The organism is Paenarthrobacter sp. YJN-5, assembly GCF_015040095.1.
GTDB lineage: Bacteria > Actinomycetota > Actinomycetes > Actinomycetales > Micrococcaceae > Arthrobacter > Arthrobacter ureafaciens.
In genome coordinates, this window is sequence record NZ_CP053544.1 from 798,326 (window position 1) to 815,974 (window position 17,649).

Here is a 17,649-nt window from a genome sequence, read left to right on the forward strand (position 1 = left end):
ACCAAGTTTGTCAACTCTGTCACAAAACCTTGTCACAAGGCATGACAGTTTTCCTAGGCTGGGGTCGTCAACTCCCCGAGCCAAGGAACATCCCATGCATCCAACCCTCAAGTCCAAAACGTCCGTTAACGACGCCCACAGCCCGCCAGAACACAAAAGGCTCCGATTTCCAGCCAGCCTGGGCGCTGATCTCCCGGCCTCGCTGGTCGTCTTCCTGGTGGCACTCCCGCTGTCCCTCGGCATCGCCGCAGCTTCCGGTGCGCCCATCATGGCCGGCCTCATCGCCGCGGCTGTCGGCGGAATTGTGGCTGGCAGCCTCGGCGGCTCCGTCCTCCAGGTGAGCGGCCCGGCAGCAGGTCTGACGGTGGTGGTCGCCGGGCTCATCGCCGAGTTCGGCTGGCAGGTGACGTGCGCAATCACCGCTGCTGCCGGCGTCGTGCAGTTGCTCCTGGGGCTGAGCCGCGTGGGGCGCGCTGCTCTGGCCGTCTCCCCGGTGGTGGTCAAAGCCATGCTCGCGGGCATCGGAATCACCATCATCCTGCAGCAACTCCACGTGCTCCTGGGCGGGCAGGCGGGGGACTCCGCCGTCGAGAACCTGGCAGGCCTGCCGGCCGCCATCACGCGGGTCGAGCTGCACTCCGCGCTGCTCGGGCTTGCGGTCGTGGCGGTGCTGATCGTGTGGAAGTACCTCCCCGCAGCGGTGCGGAAAGTGCCCGGGCCCCTGGCGGCCGTCGTCGCAGTAACGGCGGTGTCCGTGGCGGTAGCGCCTGGTGTGGAGCGGGTCAGTTTCAGCGGCTCCCTTTTCGACGCCGTGGCGTTGCCGGTGCTGCCGGACGGCAATTGGTTGTCCGTCGGCATGGCGGTCATGACCGTGGCGTTGATCGCGAGCATCGAGTCGTTGCTGTCCGCGGTGGCCGTTGACAAGATGCACACCGGACCCCGCGCCAACCTCAACCGTGAACTGGTGGGGCAGGGCTCAGCCAACATGGTGTCCGGCATGCTGGGTGGCCTCCCGGTCACCGGCGTGATCGTCCGCAGTGCCACCAATGTGGAAGCCGGCGGCAAGAGCCGTGCCTCCGCGATCCTGCACGGGGTGTGGGTGCTCCTCTTCTCGGCCCTGTTTGCGGGCATCATCCAGCTCATTCCCCTGTCCGTGCTCGCGGGCTTGCTGCTGGTGATCGGTGCCAAGCTCGTGAAGATCGCCGACATCAAGACCAGCCTCCGCACGGGCGACCTCCTGGTGTACTCCGTGACGTTGGTATGTGTTGTGGCGTTGAACCTCCTGGAGGGCGTCATCATCGGCCTCGCGCTGGCCGCCGTGTGCGTCCTATGGAGGGTTCTCCGTGCACAGATCCACGTCCACCAGCCCGTGCTCGACGGCCAGCCGTGGCGGCTCACCATTGCCGGATCCTGCAGCTTTTTTGCCCTTCCCCGGCTCAACCGTGTGCTCCACTCCGTGCCCGCCGGCCAGGACGCACTGGTGGAACTCAACGCCGACTACCTGGACCATGCCTTCCGCGAAGCGCTCACCGCATGGCAGGCACAACAGCGCAGCACCGGGGCCACGGTCACCATCGAAGAACACGGAACCACGGCTTTCACCGATGCCGCCCACAGCGCACCGCAGCGGCAGGACCTGCGTGAGTTTCCGCTCCCTCCGCGATCGTCCTGGCAGCCTGCTGCGCCGGCCGATCAAACAGCGGACGACGACGGACACGATCACCCCCCGCTGCGGTCAATCCTCCTGGGCATCGACAAATACCATCGCCGCTACGCCGACAAAGTCCGGCCCCTGGTCCAGGACCTCACCGAGGAACAGAACCCGGACACCCTGTTCATTGCCTGCGTCGATTCACGGGTTAATCCCAACCTCATCACCAGCAGTGGACCCGGCGACCTCCTGACCCTTCGGAACATCGGCAACGTGGTCTGCCGCGATGATGACGAGGCTTCGATTGATTCCGTCATGGCCTTCGCCGTCAAAGGGTTGGCCGTTGACTCGATCGTGGTCTGCGGGCACTCGAATTGCGGGGCGATGAAGGCTGTCCTGGCGGATGCCGCGGGCCCCGCGCCTGCGTTGGGTTCGGGCTTTGATGCGTGGCTGGACCATGCCCGGCCGGCCTACCGAGCACTGGTTGATGGCCATCCTGTTGCCTTGGCGGCAGCTGCTGAGGGGTTCAGCCGCGTGGATCAGCTCAGCATGGTGAACGTGGCTGTGCAACTGCGCAAACTTCACGACCATGCCGTGACCGGACCCGCGTTGGCCTCCGGGCAGGTGCAGGCCACGGGGCTGTTCTATGACATCTGCACGGCCCGCGTCATCCTGGTGACGGCGGAAGGGATTGAGCAGCTGGATCCGAGGATGGCCGTCAACTAGACCGTCCCCACCAACACCTGTTCCGCCACGACCCACTTTGAGCCAGGGGTGCCTCCAACACGCCGCATTTCCGGCGCCCTTCGGAGCCTCCCGTTGGCCAAAGTGGGTCGTGGCGGAACACGGATTCCATGTTTCACCACCGACGCATTGGGGAATACTGGGAGGTAGACCACGATTCCAGCTGCTACGGACGATCGTGAGAGGCGGTGGGGCAATGGGCGACCACAACAACAGGCGAAAACTGGAACGTGCTGCCGAACTCCGGGCGGGCCGAAGTTCCGTGGGCGATGCCCGGGAACGGGCTGAACTGGACGCGGATGATGCTCTGAGGGAGAAACGCCGCAAGGTCAACGAGGCTGCACGCGCCGACTACTTGGTCCGCGAAGCGATGTCCCAGGGGAAGTTCGACAACCTCAAGTACGCCGGCAAGCCGATTCCCGGCCTCGGCAAGGGCTACGACCCCGACTGGTGGGTCAAGGGGCTCATCCAACGCGAACAGATCAGCGGCCTGGGCCCTCCCGCGATTCTGCTGCGCACCGAAGACGCGGAGCTGGAGGCCAAGCTGGACCAGTTCCTCATGGAGAAACAAGTCCGGGAGACGCTGGAGGACTTCAACAAGCGAGTCATCGAAGCCCGCCGCCAACTGCAGGGCGGGCCGCCCGTGATTACCAAGCTGCGGGACGTCGAGCTGGAAGTGGAACGGTGGCGGGAACGGCGTGCTGCTTCCGCCCCGCCGCAACCTGAACCCGAACCGCCGTCGAAACGTTCCTGGTGGCAGCGGCTCTGGAACGGCGGGGACTAAACGTAGCTGTCTTCCCGGGACTCCACACCGGGTGCCGGCTCGGGCTTGCGCTTGAGCAATGAGGCGAGGTGAGCCTGCTGCTGCCGGAAGTGGCCGTGGGCGGTGAGGCCAAACTCGTAGGCAGTCTCAGCGTGCTGGGTGAGGTCCACGCCGGTGACCTCGTGTTCGTGGGTGACGCGGAAGCCGATGGTCTTGTGGATCGCCCGCCCGATGACCAGTGTGCCTAGGCCCGAGAGGATGATGGTCACCAGTACCGCGACGCCCTGGGCGACGAGTTGCTGGAAGCCGCCACCGTAGAAGAGGCCTCCGGCAGACCCATCGAGGGGAAGCGCGATGAATCCGAGGGACAGCGTTCCGATAACGCCGGCACCGAAGTGCACGCCCACCACGTCCAGAGAATCGTCAAAGCCGAACTTGTACTTGAGATCCACGAACACCGCACAGGCCGCGCCGGCCACCAAGCCCAAACCGACGGCGGCGAGCGGGCTGATGTTGGCGCACGACGGCGTGATGGCCACCAGCCCTGCAACCACGCCTGAGGCGGCACCCAGGGAAGTGGGGTGTCCGTGCCGGACTTTTTCGACCACCAGCCAGCTGAGCATCGCGGCAGCCGGCGTCACCAGAGTGTTGACCCAGATGAGGCCCGCCTGTTCGGCGGTGGTCGCGGCACCGCCGTTGAAGCCGAACCAACCGAACCACAGAATGGCGGCCCCGATCATGATGAACGGAACGTTGTGCGGCCGGTGGTTGGGGTCCTTTGCGAAGCCGTGACGCTTTCCCACGATCAAAGCGAGGACAAAAGCTGCGGTTCCGGAACTGACCTCAACTACCGCACCACCGGCGAAGTCGATCACTTGTCCGAAGATGCTGGTCAGGGCGCCGCCTGCGCTCATGAGGCCACCGCCCCACACCATGTACGCCAAGGGGCAGTAGACAACTGTTACCCAGATCGGCACGAACACGGCCCAGGCGCCGAACTTGGCACGGTCGGCGATGGCTCCGCTGATGAGGGCGACCGTGATGATCGCGAACGTTGCAGCGAAGCCGGCCTTGATGAGGTCGGGGGATCCGATGAGATCCTGGAGGCCGAAGTGCGCGAAGGGGTTCCCGAACAGGCCCAGGAAACCGTCGCCGGTGGTCATGGAGTAACCCCAAAGGACCCACACCACGCCCACGATGCCAGCGGAGATGAAGCTCATCATGATCATGTTGAGGGCAGCCTTGGCGCGCGTCATGCCGCCGTAGAACAGCCCGAGGCCCGGGGTCATGAAAAGCACCATTGCCGACGCCAGCATCAGCCAGACGTGTTGCGCAGAGATCTCCATCTGCGTTCCCTTCTGATCAAACCTGTCCGAAAACCGGGCCTTGGAAATCCGGCCCCTTGCTAACCCCCGATCAATAGTCGGTGAGCTATGTTTCCGGTTCAGAAGAGCTAAGTTGCGGCTAAGTTACAGAAATCCCGCCTTCGTGAAGATCGCGTGACCGGCATGTTTCGGAGATGTTAACGGCGGACCTCCCTGCCCCCGGCCGGGTAACCGCCACGCCTGCCGGCGATCATGATGGCCAGAGCGATGGCCGTGGGCAGGGCCGCGGCGAGCGGAATCCACTGCGCCCCCGCAGTGGTGAGGGCAACGGCCCCGTATCCCGCACCCACGGCGATGCCCAGTTGGATGGTCACCACCGTGATCCCATTGGCTGCGTCCTTGTGCTCCCCGCCGGCCCGCAGGATCGCCGCCTGGTTGTAGATGCCCTGCGCGCCGAACGCTGCGCCCCACACCGCCATCAAAACGAAAACGCCCACGGCCGTGGTGCCCAGGAACGGCATGAGCGCGAACACCAGCAGGAGAAGCCCGACGGCGGTCATCACCGAGCGCCGTGGATAGGAGTCTGCGGTCAGGCCGGCAATCCAGATGCCCACCAGCCCCGAGACACCCACTACGGAGAGGGATATGCCGGTGAACGCTTCGGGCAGTCCCGAGGAAAGGAGGAACGGGGCAATGTAGGTGAAGATCGCGAAATGGGCCAGCAACAACAACGGCCAGGCGATGGCCACGGCAATGACGCCCGGCAACTTGAGGGCAGCCCGCAAGGAGGGTGCTTTGTGGCTGCCCGGATCCTTCACTGCAGGCAGTACCCCAAACGCCAGGAAGGCCAAAAGGACTCCAACGCCTGCAAGGACTACGAACGAAGCCCGCCACGTCAGGACGGTGCCCATCAGTGTTCCGATCGGCGCTCCGACGGCCAAGGCGATGCTGTTGCCGCTGAACACCACGGCCATGGCTTTCCCCATGGAGTGGGCAGGAACAATCCGCGCAATGTACGGGGCCATGGTGGACCACAGCATGCCATGGGCGATGCCGCCCAAGAGTCGTGCACCCACCGCGACGGCGAGGGTCGGGCTTAGTGCCAACAGCACGTTGCTGAGTGCGAACGCGAGCATGGTCCCAAGCAACAGGGTTTTGCGCGGGACGCGGCCGGCCAAGAGACGCGACAAGGGAAGAGCCGTGAAGACGATGATCGCGGCGTATGCTGCCGTGAGCGATCCAACGGCCGACTCGTCCACACCAAGGTCCCGGCTGATCTGGGGCAGCAAACCCGATGGCAGCAGCTCGGTTGTGACGGCCGTGAACCCGGCGGCTGCGAGGACCAGAAGGGCGGACCAAGGTATTTTGCCGGGGCGCGCTCCGGACGCGGGGCGCTGCCGCGTGCCGGACGCAGGGCGCCTTCCGGACACAGCGCACTGCGGCGTGCCGCGAGCCGCCGTCGTTTCCTGTGACAGTGGCTCTTGGGTGTCCTTGATGTCCTCGGTCGCTTGGCTTTCAACTGCGGACGGGTCTTGCTTCAATATGGCTCCTCAACAATGGATCGCACCCGGGGCGTTAGCGCGAACAATGTCAAAGCTACGCAATACTGACGCGCTGAGGGAGTGTCTGTCAGACACCCCCTCAGCGGCCCGCACTCCTGCGCAACGCGCTTGGAAACAACCAGCGCCCTCCCGCAGACTGGGCCTGTGAAGCCATTCCTCTTGCTAGCAACCCGCGCCGAAGACCACGCAGCCGACGACGAGTACCAGGCCTACCTGCGCTACAGCGGCCTCGATGAGCGGGAGCTGGTCCGCGTCAGGCTGGAAGCAGGGCCCCTGCCGCCCATCGACCTCGATGACTACTCCGGCGTGATTGTTGGAGGCAGCCCGTACACCTCCAGCGACCCTGTGGAGGAAAAGAGCGCGGCTCAGATCCGTGTGGAGGGTGAGCTCTCACGTTTGCTGGACCGCATCGTCGCCGACGACTTCCCGTTTTTTGGCGCGTGCTACGGGGTGGGAACGCTGGGTGTCCACCAGGGCGCCACCATCGACCGCCAATTCGGGGAACCTGTTGGGCCAACCCGGATCACGTTGACGGAGGACGGCGAACAGGACCCCTTGTTGAAGGGCCTCCCGCCAACCTTTGAGGCGTTCGTTGGCCACAAGGAAGCCTGCAGCCAACTTCCCGGTCACGCCGTCTTGCTGGCCAGCTCCCCGGCTTGCCCGGTGCACATGTTCCGCATCAAGGAGAACCTTTACGCCACGCAATTCCACCCGGAGCTTGACGTGGACGGCCTCACCACGCGCATCACGATCTACAAGGATGCCGGATACTTCCCGCCGCACCAGGCCGACGAACTCATCCGGACTGCACGCCAGCACCCCGTCACCGAGCCCATGCGGATCCTCAGGAACTTCACGGAACGCTACGCCCGCTGACACGCACGACGGCGGGAGGCCGCCGTCGTGCGCTGGCTTGCTTGACCCTAGCGTCCGGTGGGTCGCGGTACGGCCGGTGCGGTGGCGACCGGCGGGGGTGGGGGAGCCGGCGGGTTGAAGGCGCCGCTTGGGTAGAGCGCGGTGGCTTCCATCATGTAATTGGCCCATTGGGGTCCGGCGATCATGTAGCCGTCCAAGGACTTGTAGAACTTGCCGTTGATGGTGACGTTCTGCCCTGCCCGCTGCTGCCCTGCCGTGGTGTCCCCGAAGAAGGAAGCCGTGGCCAGTCGCGTGGTGTACCCGGCGATCCAAGTGGCCCCGTTGTTGTTGGAGGTGCCGGTCTTTGCCGCAACAGGGACCTGGTTCTGGACCTTGGGATTGATGTAGACGCCGGAACCGATCTTGAGGACATCCTGCAACACTGCCGTCACGCCCCGCGCGACCGAGGGTTTCACGGCATCCCGGCATTCAGTCTTTTGGGCATCGTAGTTCCGGCCCTGGACATCGGTGATCTCGGTGATGGCGATCGGCTTGCAGTAGCGGCCGTCATTGGCGAAGGTGGCGTAGGCATTCGCCAGGACCAAGGGAGCAACACCGATGGAGCCCAGCAGGTTTCCGATCTGGTGCATGTTGACGGGTGCGTTGTCCAGGCCGCTGTGCAGTCCCACGGTATCCACCATGCGCTGGATGCCGCAGAAGTCGAGCTGGGCTGCCGTGGCGAACGTTGCGGTGTTGATGGAGTTGTAGAGGCCGTAGTTGATGGGCATCGGACGGTAGTAGCCGGCATCGTTGTTTTGGAGGTCGTCATCGGCGCCTAGGTTCTGGGCCTTCTGTGCGCTGCTGTACCCGCCAAGGACTCTGCCGCAGCTGGAACGCCAGGGGAAACCCACCGGGTAAACCCTGCGTGAGGCATCCACCACGGCCGTGGGATTCTTCCCCTCGTTCAACCACTCGGCGTAGATGAACGGCTTCATGGTGGATCCAGGTTGGAAGCCGCCCGCGCCGTTGAGGTCGTAGCCGTTCTCATCCTTGGCGTCGACGTTGAAGTTCAGTTGCGTGTCGAACTTGCCGGGCTCCGGAACGAACACCGTATTCTGGGCCATCGCCAAAATCCTGCCTGTTCCCGGTTCGACCGTGGTCAAGGCGGCACCCCACTTGTCCGGATTGTCTCCGGCCGAAGCGTCCACCTGTGCCTGCGCTGCTGTCTGCAGGCGGGTGTCGAGGGTGGTGGTGATGGTGAGCCCGCCCCGGTACAGGAGGCGCTCGCGGTCGGCGAAGGTGGCCCCATAGGCTTCATTGTTGAGGATGAGGTGGGATACGTAATCGCAGAAGTACGTGGCGATCGCGGCTCCGGCGCAGCCCTGAAGGGATGGCGTGATCTTCAATTCCACAGGCGTGGCCACTGCGGCGTCATGGTCCGCCTGGCTGATCATGCTCTGCTCCAGCATCCGGTCCAGGACCAGGTTTCGCCGGGCAATGGCAGCGTTCGGGTCCACAGTGGGGTCGTAGATGCTGGGGCCGTTCACCAACCCGGCCAACATCGCAGCCTGGGGAAGGTTCAAGTCCTTGGCTGAGGTGCTGAAGAAGTACCGAGATGCTGCCTCAATGCCGTATGCGTTCCGGTTGAAGAACACGATGTTCAGGTAGCCCTCAAGGATCTGGTCCTTGGTGAACCTCTTCTCCAGCTCCAAGGCAAGCTTCACCTCCCGGAGCTTGTCGCCCATTGATTTCTGTCCGCTCAGGACCACGTCCTCGGGCCGCCCGTCAGACAGCCGTGACTCGTTGAGGACGTTGGTGACGTATTGCTGGGTCAGCGTCGACGCCCCTTGCCGTGTGCCCTTGGTCAGGTTGGAAGTCAACGCCCGCATGATGCCCTGGGCATCGACGCCCGCGTGCTGGTAATAGCGGCTGTCTTCAATGGCCACAATCGCCTGCCGGATGAACGGCGACATCTGGTCCAGGGGGACCTTGACGCGGTTCTCCGCGTAGAAAGTGGCGATCGGCGTTCCGTCGGAGGCTACTACCTTGCTGGACAACGACGGCGATTCAACGTCCAGTTGGCTGGGAAGGCTTTGATAGAACCCAATGGATCCGCCCACGGTGCTGCTGGTGAATGCCACCACGGGCACTATGAGCCCTGAGATGAGCACGCCGCAGAGGAAACTAACAAAGAAGAAGCCGAAAAGCCTGAACAGGAACCTGCCCAAACCGATGCTCTGACCCTTGTTCCGCGCCATTTTCCTGCCGTTCCGTCCGGAGTCCAGGCTGAAAAGTAGCTACAGAATACGTCGGCTCCTGCCATGGTTCCATGGCCGGGGCAGTCAATTTAGGTCCCAATCAGGACTCAATCCAGGGGCAGCGTCACACTGACGGATGTTCCGCGTCCAACTTCGGAGGTGATGTCCAGGATGCCGCCTGCATCGTGTACCGCCAAGGACATGAGCAACAGCCCGAAGCCGTGCCGGCGTCCACTCGGCGCAGCGTGGATTTCAAAGCCCTTGCCGTTGTCACGGACGGTGAGTTGGATGCCGTGGTAGACCGCGTTGAGCTTGACGGTCAGTTCGCTGGCACCGGCGTAATTGAGGGTGTTGCTGAAGGTCTCCTGGGCCACGTGATACAGCAGTCCCGCAGATGCCGAGGAAATCTCAATGCCGTGATGGGGGATCTCCCAACTGACCTGTACACCGGAGCGGCGCAAAGGCTCGGCAAGCCGGTCGATGCACCCCGCAACGCCCAGCGCGTGGAAGTCCACCGGGTGCTGGTCCTGGATGATGCCTTTGACGGTCATCACCTCTGCTTGAGCTTCTGCCTGATCCATCATTCCCCCACGTCCTTGTGTCCTTGCTGGAAATTCGTAGCCGAAGCCTCCGTGGATGCTTCGCCTGCAACCAGAGTCACGCCGGATCATCAAGGATCGGGTTCGTTTAGCTCAATTTCCCATCAAGTTTCAGTGGGCGGGGTGGAATCAGCTGAGGCCGTCCGCTTCGAGTGCAGCTTGCTCGATGCTGAACCTGTGCGCGGCCCATTCCTCGGAGTTACGCCCGGAGATGTTGGGATCATTGGGCCCTTGACCCGCAGAACCATCGATGAGTTCCCGGATGATGTCAGCATGGCCCGCATGCCGGGCAGTTTCCACGCACATGTGGACCAAGATCTGGTGCAGAGTCACGTTCTTTTTGTCCTCGGACCACCAAGGCACGACGCCGGGCGCGTCGAGGGGTAGTGACTCGATGGTTTCGTCGCTGCGCTTGGCGGAGAAGTGATGCAGGTCGATGATGTCCTGCATGCTTTCATCAGCCGGGACCCACATGTCGGCATCGGGTTCGGCGGAGTCCGCATACCACGGGAGATCCCTCCCGTTGGGGCGTCCGAAGGTCTCCCCGAAGTACCCCAGTTCTACGCTGGCCACGTGTTTCACCAGCCCCAGGAGGTTGGTGCCGGTGGGAGTCATGGGCCTGCGGGCATCGTATTCGCTCAAGCCCTCTACCTTTCCGAGCAGGTCGGCCCGACGGGTGCGCAGGTAATGAAGCAACGTTGCTTTGTCATCCATGCGAGCACTCTACCGATTCCAAAGGTCCGCGGTTCCGCCCCGAACCCCCGAGCGCTGCTGTCCCGTGTGTCGGTGTGCCGTGTTCGCCGCAAGCCTGCGCTGTCGCCCGGAACGGTGCTCCTGTTTCGCCGCTTTCCCGCGGTTTCGCGGCTTTCCGGCGACCCGGGGCCTCGACGGCCCTAACCGCGGCGTGCCACAGTAAACCATGGCCACGGAGGAGGACGTAAGAGGAATATGCCTGGGCCTGCCCGGAGTCACCGAGCGCTCCAGCTGGGGTCAGCCGGCATGGTTCGCGAAGACGCTGATGGCCCGGATCTGGGAAGAAGGAGTGGTGACGGTAAAGACGGGGGAACGTGAAGCGCTCGCCGCCATGGACCCGGACAAGTTCTACTGGACGCCGCATCACGACGGTTCCCCCAACCTGATCCTCATCCGCCTGGACAAGATCGACGTCGATGAACTGACCGGGCTCCTCCAGGAGTCCTACCGGATCGCCGGCACCCCCAAGTAGGTCGCGTTTGTGCGCGTTTAGACCCGTCAAAACGCGCACTATTGCGACTTAGTTGGGTGCCGGGGAGGGGTTAGGCTAGCGGGCATGGGGGACAACAACACACCTGGGGAACACCACTCACCGCACCCTGCACGCAAAGTCCGGGCCGCCGTCGTGCCTTTGCTGGGACTGATCACTGTGGCTGTGGGGGTCGCGGTGGCGTGGGCCAGCCTGAACGCGGAGGTGGGTTGGTTCGCCTACGCGCCCCTCAGCAATGAGGTGTTCGTGGGAAACAACGGCTCATTCCTGAGCAACGAAACACAGCTTGGCGTGGCCATCTCAGTTGTTGGCCTGCTGGCTCTTTCCTTCTGGGCGGGGCTAGCCATCGGCCGTCGGCGCTGAAACGGCACGAAAACGACGAAATCGCCGGAACGTTCCCTGCGAAAGGGCAGCGTTCCGGCGATCTCGAGCCAACCAAAACTACGTGAGCTTCACCTGGCGGTTCATGTCCTTGTACAGCAGGTACCGGAACTCGCCCGGTCCGCCGGCGTAGCAAGCCTGCGGGCAGAACGCGCGCAGCCACATGAAGTCGCCGGCCTCAACCTCAACCCAGTCGTTGTTGAGCAGGTACATGGCCTTGCCCTCGAGGACGTACAGGCCGTGCTCCATGACGTGGGTCTCCGGGAAGGGGATCACGCCGCCGGGCTGGAAAGTGACGATGTTGACCTGCATGTCGTGCGCGAGGTCGCTGGAGTCCGTGAAGCGGGTGGTCTTCCAGACGTCGTTGGTGTCCGGCATGGACGTCGGCTCAACGTCCTTCTCGTTGGTCACGAAGGACTTGGCCTCGTAGCCCTCGAGCCGTTCGTACGCCTTGCGGATCCAGTGGTAGGACACGATGTCGTTGGAAACGTTCTCCACGCCCCATTCCGCACCTGCCGCGAGGTAGGCGTAGCCGCCCTCTTCGAGGTGGTGCAGTTCGCCGTCGAGCGTCAGGTTGAGCTGGCCCTTGGTCACGAAAATGACGCCCTCAACGCCTGCCTCGAACTCGGCCTTGGGAGCACCGCCGCCGGGGGCGATCTCCACGATCAGCTGCGAGAACGTGGTGGCGAACCCGGAAATCGGCCGGGCGATGATCCAGGACCGCGTGTTGGTGAAGCCGGGCAGGTTGCTGGTGACGATGTCCGTGAGGACGCCCTTGGGGATCACGGTGTACGCCTCGGTGACGATGGCCCGTTCCGTGGTCAGGTGGGTCTGAGGCGGCAAGCCACCGGTCGGGTAGTAATAGTTGCCCATCAGGGTGCTCCTAATCAGTGCGAAGTTGGTTGTGCGAGCCGCGGGTGCGCCAGTGCGGTCAGCTGTGGAAGTTCGACGCCGCCAAGCGCCTTGACCTCGTCGGTCCCCACTGCGCCGCACTGGACGCCGCGGAGGACGAATCCTGCCAGGGCACGGGCGGTGGCGGGCTCGTCCATCACGCCGCCTTCGGTCCGCTCGACATAGTTGCGCAACCGCAGCGCCGCTGCGGGGAGGCCTTCGCGGTAGAAAGCGTACGACGCCGAGAAACGGCTGGGCAGCTGGGCGGCGTGGAGATCCCACCCTTGGTAGTAGCCGTTTTCCAGGGAGCGGCGTACCAGCCGGCCGTGGAGTTTCCAGGCGTCTTCCACGGCATCGCCCACGGGGATGATGTTGGTGGAACCGTCGGAGAGGCGGATGCCCGTACCAGCCACGGCGAGCTGCATGACTTCCTTGGCGAAGTCGGCCACCGGGTGCTCCATGGACTGGTACTCGGCGGAGATCCCCAAGGAGGCGCTGTAGTCGTACGTGCCGTAGTGGAGGGCGCTAATGCGGCCGGGTACCACGTGCGGGAGCTGTGCCACGGGCGAGGTTCCGTCGGCACCGAGGATGAGCTGCGGGGTTTCCACCTGCACTTCGAAGCGGAGCCGGCCTGCGGGGAGCCCGTGGACTTCCTCGAGGCGGGACACTGCATAATCCATGGCCTGGACCTGGGCCACCGTGGTGACCTTCGGCAGCGTGAGGATCAGGCCCTCGGGAAGCTCGCCGGCCGAGGCAAGCGTGGAGACGAACAGGTCCAACGTCTTCAAACCACGGGCACGCGTTGCAGCTTCGAAGCACTTGAAACGGATGCCGATGAACGGCGGTGCCGTGCCGGCCGCGACTGCTGCGGAAACAGCCTTGGCGGCAGCAACGACGTCGGCGTCTTCTGCCTCGTCGCCGCGGTCACCGTAACCGTCCTCGAAGTCCAGGCGCAGGTCCTCGATGGGCTCAGAAGCGAGCTTGGCCGAAACCCGGGCGGCAACAGCAGCCGCGAGTTCCGGTTCCTGGCCCAGCAACCGGCCGAGCTTCTCGAGACCGCCGTGTGCTTCCGCCGTCGCGAGTGCCTGGGCACCCCAATCGGCAGCGAAGGTGGACGTGAAGCGGTCGGCGGGGACGTAAACCGTGTGGATGGGCTGGCGCGAGCCGTCGTCGCCGGGGTAGTTGCGGTCAAGCAACTGGTCCGTGGCGGCGAGCCGGGACTCGATATGCTTCAGGTCCGATGCGGAGAATGAACCCATCTCAGCCCACCAGCTCATACGCGGGCGTGGTGAGGAAGTCCGTGTACTCGTCGGAGAGGCAGATTTCCTCGATCAGCTTGGACGCCGGCTCGTAGTACTTGGTGAAGTTCTCGTCACCGAACTCGATGCGCAGGCGTTCGGTCTCTTCGCCGAGGATGCGGGTGACCAGTTCGCGGGTCACGGTGTTGCCGGTGTCCGCGAGGATGGACTTGTTGCGCAGCTGCTGCCACACCTGCGAACGGGAGATTTCCGCCGTCGCTGCGTCTTCCATGAGGTTGTGGATGGCCACGGCGCCACTGCCGGAAATCCAGACGCCGGTGTAGGCGACGGCGACGTACAGGTTCAGGCGCAGCCCGGCCTCTGTCACGGTACCGCCGGCGGACGCGACGTCGATCAGCTGTTCGGCGGTGACGTTCACCTCGGGGCGCTGCTTGTCGATCTGGTTCTTCTTGCCGCCGTTTTCCGGATCGCCGAGCACGGAGTCGAACACCTCGCGGCACGTGGAGACCAGGTCCGGGTGGGCAACCCAGGATCCGTCGAAGCCGTCGTTTGCTTCGCGGGTCTTGTCAGCGCGGACCTTCTCGAAGGCTGCGGCGGTGACGTCGGGCTGCTTGCGGTTGGGGATCACTGCGGCCATGCCGCCCATGGCGAAGGCGCCGCGCTTGTGGCAGGTCTTGACCAGGAGCTCGGTGTAGGCGCGCATGAACGGGGCGGTCATGGCGACGGTTGCGCGGTCCGGGAGGACGAACTCTTCGCCGGCATCACGGAAGTACTTGATGATGCTGAAGAGGTAGTCCCAGCGGCCGGCGTTCAAACCGGAGGCGTGGTGGCGCAGTTCGTAGAGGATCTCGTCCATCTCGAAGGCGGCAGGGATGGTTTCGATCAGCACCGTGGCACGGATGCTGCCCTGCGGGATGTCGAGGTAGTCCTGGGCAAAGACGAAGACGTCGTTCCAGAGGCGTGCCTCCAGGTGGCTCTCCATCTTGGGCAGGTAGTAGTACGGGCCGTGGCCGTTCTGGAGCAGCTGCTTGGCGATGTGGAAGAAGTGCAGGCCGAAGTCCACCAAGCCACCCACGGTGGGTTCGCCGTCGATCAAAAGGTGGCTCTCTTCCATGTGCCAGCCGCGGGGGCGTGCCACAACCACCGCAAGGGGAGCGTCCGTGCGCAGACGGTATTCCTTGCCCTCGGGGGAGGTGAAGCTGAGGGTGCCCCGGGCTGCGTCACGGAGGTTGAGGATGGCGTCGATGACGTTGGGCCACGTGGGAGTGCTGGCGTCCTCGAGGTCGGCGAGCCAGACCTTGGCGCCGGAGTTCAGGGCGTTGATGGCCATCTTGGCCGGGGTGGCCGGGCCGGTCATTTCAACGCGGCGGTCCTGCAAAGCCGCAGGAGCCTCGGCGACCTTCCAGTCGCCGTCGCGAATCTCCCGGGTCTCCGGGAGGAAGTCCAGGCGGCTGGTCTCGGCAACCTGTTGGCGCTTGGCCTTGCGGGCCTGGAGGAGTTCGTTGCGGGTACCTGCGAAGCGCTTGTGCAGTTCCTCGATGAAGCCCAGTGCCTCGGGAGTGAGGATTTCCTCGGCGCGATCGATCGGCCGGGGATCGGTGACTGTGATAGCCATGTGAGCGGATTCCTTTGTCTAGTGCGCTGGTGCTAGCTGGCGGCGTTTTCCTGGGCGGCTGCGGCGACCGCAGCAGCAACCTCGGCGGCAACATGGGGATCGAAGACGCTGGGGATAATGTAGCTCGCGTTGAGCTCGTCGTCAGCCACGCGGTTGGCGATGGCTTCGGCTGCAGCTACCAGCATGTTCGGCGTGATGTCCGATGCTCCGGCGTCGAGCAGGCCGCGGAAGAAGCCGGGGAACGCCAGGACGTTGTTGATCTGGTTGGGGAAGTCGCTGCGGCCCGTCGCCACGACTGCTGCGTGCTTGGACGCGATGCCCGGATCGATTTCCGGGGTGGGGTTGGCCATGGCGAACACGATTGCGTTCTCTGCCATGGAAGCCACCTGCTCCTCGCCGATCACGTGCGGTGCACTGACGCCGATGAACACGTCGGCACCCTTGAGGGCCTCGTGGAGGGTGCCGGAGAAGCCTTCTTCGTTGGTGTTCGCGGCGATCCAGCTGCGGTGCTCGTCGTCGTACTTTTCGCCCGAGTGGATGGCGCCGGAGCGGCCGGCGGCGACGATGTGCTGTGCGCCCTGTGCCTTGAGGAGCTGGATGATGGCGGAGCCGGCAGCGCCGACGCCGGAGACCACGATCTTGACCTCGGACAGTTTCTTGTCCACGACGCGCAGGGCGTTGACCAGGGCGGCGAGGGTAACGATTGCCGTGCCGTGCTGGTCATCGTGGAAGACCGGGATGTCCAGCTCGTCGCGGAGCCGCTTTTCGATCTCGAAGCAACGCGGTGCGGCGATGTCTTCGAGGTTGATGCCGCCGTAAACCGGTGCCATGGCCTTGGCGATCTTGATGATCTCTTCCGTGTCCTGGGTGTCCAGGCAGACCGGCCAGGCGTCCACGTTGGCGAACTGCTTGAACAGGGCGGCCTTGCCTTCCATGACCGGAAGGGCCGCAGCCGGACCGATGTTGCCCAGGCCCAGCACGGCCGAGCCGTCAGTGAGGACGGCAATGGTGTTGCGCTTGACCGTCAGGTTGCGGGCAGCGGCAGGGTCCTCGGCGATCGCGAGGCAGACACGTGCGACGCCGGGAGTGTAGGCGCGGGAGAGGTCGTCGCGGTTGCGCAGGGCTACTTTGGGGACGACTTCGAGCTTGCCGCCGAGGTGCATCAGGAAGGTGCGGTCGGAAACATGCTGGACGGAAACGCCGTCGAGGGCGTTCAGGGCATCCTTGACGCGGGCTGCGTGGGCATCGTCGGTGGTGTTGCAGGTGACGTCGACGACGATCGTCTCGTGGTGGGATTCCGTGACGTCCAGCGCGGTGATTGCGGCACCGGCGGCGCCAACTGCGGCAGCAAGTTCGCTCGTCGCGGTGAAGCTCGACGGCGCGGAGACGCGCAGGGTGATCGAGTTACCGGGGCTCGGGTTCGCCATTGAAATTCCTCCTGTTGGGCCCGTTCGAGGGCCGCCGTTCAAAACTGAATGTTTTCGTATTATGGATATTATTATCTGCAAAGTGGAAATACAACCCCTTCGCGGGTCATCTTTGGTCTCGTCGCCAAGGTGTCCGCTGTGCTGTATCTTGGGTGTTCTAAGCAATTCTTTTCACGATGCGGATAAGAGTTGTCGGAATCTGAGTCATTGGAGACAAGGGAATGGCTGAAAAAGCCTCCGGAGGCGTGCAGTCCGTCGAGCGCGTCTTTGAACTGCTGGAACTGATCACCGACGCAGGCGGGGATGTCACGCTCAGCGAGCTGTCGTCGTCCACGGACCTGCCCCTGCCCACCATCCATCGCCTTCTGCGCACCTTGGTGGCCCTTGGCTACATCCGCCAACTGCCCAACCGGCGCTACGCCCTTGGGCCGCGGCTCATCCGGCTCGGCGAGGGTGCCAGCAAGCAGCTCGGCGCCGTGGCGCGTCCCCAGCTCAAGAACCTCGTTGAACGGCTCGGCGAGACCTCCAACATGGCGGTCCTCGACTCGGACATGGTGATCTATGTGGCCCAGGTTCCGTCCATGCACTCCATGCGCATGTTCACCGAGGTCGGCCGCCGCGCCCACACGCACGACACCGGCGTGGGCAAGGCCATCCTGGCGCAACTGGACGACGAGCAGGTCCGCGGCATCGTGGCCCGCACCGGCATGCCTACTCCTACGGCCAAGAGCATCGGAGACATCGACTCCCTGCTGGCAGACCTCAAGCTCATCCGTGAACGCGGCTACTCCATTGACGAGGAGGAGCAGGAACTCGGCGTCCGCTGCTTTGCCATGGCCGTCCCGAACGCTCCCACACCCACGGCGATCTCCGTTTCCGGTCCCATCACCCGTGTGGACCAGAGCTTCGCCGACCGCGCGGTACCCATGCTCCGTGAAGCAGCCCTGGCGATCTCCGCGGAGCTCAACCAAAACTAACCACCGAGTTGGCATTTGATGGCAATGTTTCCTGGAAACATTGCCATCTTTTGTTGTCTCGACGCCCCGGGCCTGTGCCGCCATCCCGCCCGGGTGTGT

Annotated in this window: 15 protein-coding genes; 6 read left to right on the top strand and 9 right to left on the bottom strand. The window is 64.0% G+C overall.

Translation table 11 applies throughout. From position 1 onward, the window contains the following. Positions 1-94: 94 nt before the first annotated feature. Positions 95-2,377, top strand: a complete 2,283-nt coding sequence (locus HMI59_RS03805) for a SulP family inorganic anion transporter (protein WP_193592858.1) — start codon at positions 95-97, stop codon at positions 2,375-2,377. Between the two features lie 214 nt (positions 2,378-2,591). Continuing rightward, positions 2,592-3,179 carry a DUF1992 domain-containing protein gene (locus HMI59_RS03810; RefSeq protein ID WP_193592859.1) on the top strand — a complete coding sequence of 196 codons (588 nt, stop codon included), beginning with the start codon at positions 2,592-2,594 and terminating at the stop codon, positions 3,177-3,179. Here HMI59_RS03810 and HMI59_RS03815 read toward each other — a convergent pair. Both HMI59_RS03815 and HMI59_RS03820 read right to left on the bottom strand, forming a co-directional pair. After that, entirely contained in the window at positions 3,176-4,504 is a 1,329-nt protein-coding gene (locus HMI59_RS03815; protein ID WP_166186592.1) for an ammonium transporter, read from the bottom strand. The two genes, HMI59_RS03810 and HMI59_RS03815, sit on opposite strands and share 4 nt — an antisense overlap. Positions 4,505-4,680: 176 nt before the next feature. Continuing rightward, complete coding sequence (locus HMI59_RS03820; RefSeq protein WP_227471615.1) at positions 4,681-5,913, bottom strand: MFS transporter; 1,233 nt, start codon at positions 5,911-5,913, stop codon at positions 4,681-4,683. Between the two features lie 276 nt (positions 5,914-6,189). Between HMI59_RS03820 and HMI59_RS03825 the strand changes: the two genes are divergently transcribed. Then, the gene (locus HMI59_RS03825; protein ID WP_193592860.1) at positions 6,190-6,921 is read left to right on the top strand and encodes a glutamine amidotransferase; all 732 of its coding nucleotides are present in this window, start codon (positions 6,190-6,192) and stop codon (positions 6,919-6,921) included. Between the two features lie 47 nt (positions 6,922-6,968). On the opposite strand, the gene HMI59_RS03830 is transcribed toward HMI59_RS03825, so the two are convergent. From HMI59_RS03830 to HMI59_RS03840, 3 genes are all read right to left on the bottom strand, one after another. After that, on the bottom strand, positions 6,969-9,158 hold the full coding sequence (locus HMI59_RS03830; RefSeq protein ID WP_193592861.1) for a transglycosylase domain-containing protein: 2,190 nt from the start codon (positions 9,156-9,158) through the stop codon (positions 6,969-6,971). A gap of 107 nt (positions 9,159-9,265) precedes the next feature. Beyond that, positions 9,266-9,739 carry a sensor histidine kinase gene (locus HMI59_RS03835; RefSeq protein ID WP_193593663.1) on the bottom strand — a complete coding sequence of 158 codons (474 nt, stop codon included), beginning with the start codon at positions 9,737-9,739 and terminating at the stop codon, positions 9,266-9,268. Between the two features lie 147 nt (positions 9,740-9,886). Continuing rightward, positions 9,887-10,471 (bottom strand): DinB family protein, encoded by a 585-nt coding sequence (locus HMI59_RS03840; RefSeq protein ID WP_166186590.1) that lies wholly within the window; start codon positions 10,469-10,471, stop codon positions 9,887-9,889. A gap of 205 nt (positions 10,472-10,676) precedes the next feature. On the opposite strand from HMI59_RS03840, the gene HMI59_RS03845 reads away from it, so the two are divergent. Further along, complete coding sequence (locus tag HMI59_RS03845) at positions 10,677-10,982, top strand: MmcQ/YjbR family DNA-binding protein (RefSeq protein WP_193592863.1); 306 nt, start codon at positions 10,677-10,679, stop codon at positions 10,980-10,982. An 84-nt stretch (positions 10,983-11,066) separates the two neighbouring features. Then, positions 11,067-11,363 (top strand): hypothetical protein, encoded by a 297-nt coding sequence (locus tag HMI59_RS03850; protein WP_193592864.1) that lies wholly within the window; start codon positions 11,067-11,069, stop codon positions 11,361-11,363. Positions 11,364-11,441: 78 nt separating this feature from the next. Here the strand turns inward: HMI59_RS03850 and HMI59_RS03855 are convergent, their stop codons facing one another. From HMI59_RS03855 to HMI59_RS03870, 4 genes are read right to left on the bottom strand one after another with little or no spacing between them, the layout of a single operon-like run. Beyond that, on the bottom strand, positions 11,442-12,254 hold the full coding sequence (locus HMI59_RS03855) for a bifunctional allantoicase/(S)-ureidoglycine aminohydrolase (protein ID WP_021473441.1): 813 nt from the start codon (positions 12,252-12,254) through the stop codon (positions 11,442-11,444). A 14-nt stretch (positions 12,255-12,268) separates the two neighbouring features. After that, positions 12,269-13,531 carry an aldolase gene (locus HMI59_RS03860; RefSeq protein WP_193592865.1) on the bottom strand — a complete coding sequence of 421 codons (1,263 nt, stop codon included), beginning with the start codon at positions 13,529-13,531 and terminating at the stop codon, positions 12,269-12,271. Between the two features lies 1 nt (position 13,532). After that, positions 13,533-15,146: a malate synthase A gene (gene aceB / locus HMI59_RS03865; RefSeq protein WP_021473439.1), complete on the bottom strand. Its 1,614-nt coding sequence runs from the start codon at positions 15,144-15,146 to the stop codon at positions 13,533-13,535. Positions 15,147-15,178: 32 nt separating this feature from the next. Beyond that, positions 15,179-16,573, bottom strand: coding sequence for an NAD-dependent malic enzyme (locus HMI59_RS03870; protein WP_069696113.1), 1,395 nt, complete (start codon positions 16,571-16,573; stop codon positions 15,179-15,181). 221 nt (positions 16,574-16,794) lie between these two features. Between HMI59_RS03870 and HMI59_RS03875 the strand changes: the two genes are divergently transcribed. Continuing rightward, complete coding sequence (locus HMI59_RS03875) at positions 16,795-17,550, top strand: IclR family transcriptional regulator (RefSeq protein WP_021473437.1); 756 nt, start codon at positions 16,795-16,797, stop codon at positions 17,548-17,550. Positions 17,551-17,649: the final 99 nt, after the last annotated feature.

Coding starts and splice junctions, on each gene's coding strand:
- HMI59_RS03805 (WP_193592858.1), top strand. CDS start 95: ATGCATCCAACCCTCAAGTCCAAAACGTCCGTTAACGACGCCCACAGC.
- HMI59_RS03810 (WP_193592859.1), top strand. CDS start 2,592: ATGGGCGACCACAACAACAGGCGAAAACTGGAACGTGCTGCCGAACTC.
- HMI59_RS03815 (WP_166186592.1), bottom strand. CDS start 4,504: ATGGAGATCTCTGCGCAACACGTCTGGCTGATGCTGGCGTCGGCAATG.
- HMI59_RS03830 (WP_193592861.1), bottom strand. CDS start 9,158: ATGGCGCGGAACAAGGGTCAGAGCATCGGTTTGGGCAGGTTCCTGTTC.
- HMI59_RS03835 (WP_193593663.1), bottom strand. CDS start 9,739: ATGGATCAGGCAGAAGCTCAAGCAGAGGTGATGACCGTCAAAGGCATC.
- HMI59_RS03840 (WP_166186590.1), bottom strand. CDS start 10,471: ATGGATGACAAAGCAACGTTGCTTCATTACCTGCGCACCCGTCGGGCC.
- HMI59_RS03845 (WP_193592863.1), top strand. CDS start 10,677: ATGGCCACGGAGGAGGACGTAAGAGGAATATGCCTGGGCCTGCCCGGA.
- HMI59_RS03850 (WP_193592864.1), top strand. CDS start 11,067: ATGGGGGACAACAACACACCTGGGGAACACCACTCACCGCACCCTGCA.
- HMI59_RS03855 (WP_021473441.1), bottom strand. CDS start 12,254: ATGGGCAACTATTACTACCCGACCGGTGGCTTGCCGCCTCAGACCCAC.
- HMI59_RS03860 (WP_193592865.1), bottom strand. CDS start 13,531: ATGGGTTCATTCTCCGCATCGGACCTGAAGCATATCGAGTCCCGGCTC.
- aceB (WP_021473439.1), bottom strand. CDS start 15,146: ATGGCTATCACAGTCACCGATCCCCGGCCGATCGATCGCGCCGAGGAA.
- HMI59_RS03870 (WP_069696113.1), bottom strand. CDS start 16,573: ATGGCGAACCCGAGCCCCGGTAACTCGATCACCCTGCGCGTCTCCGCG.
- HMI59_RS03875 (WP_021473437.1), top strand. CDS start 16,795: ATGGCTGAAAAAGCCTCCGGAGGCGTGCAGTCCGTCGAGCGCGTCTTT.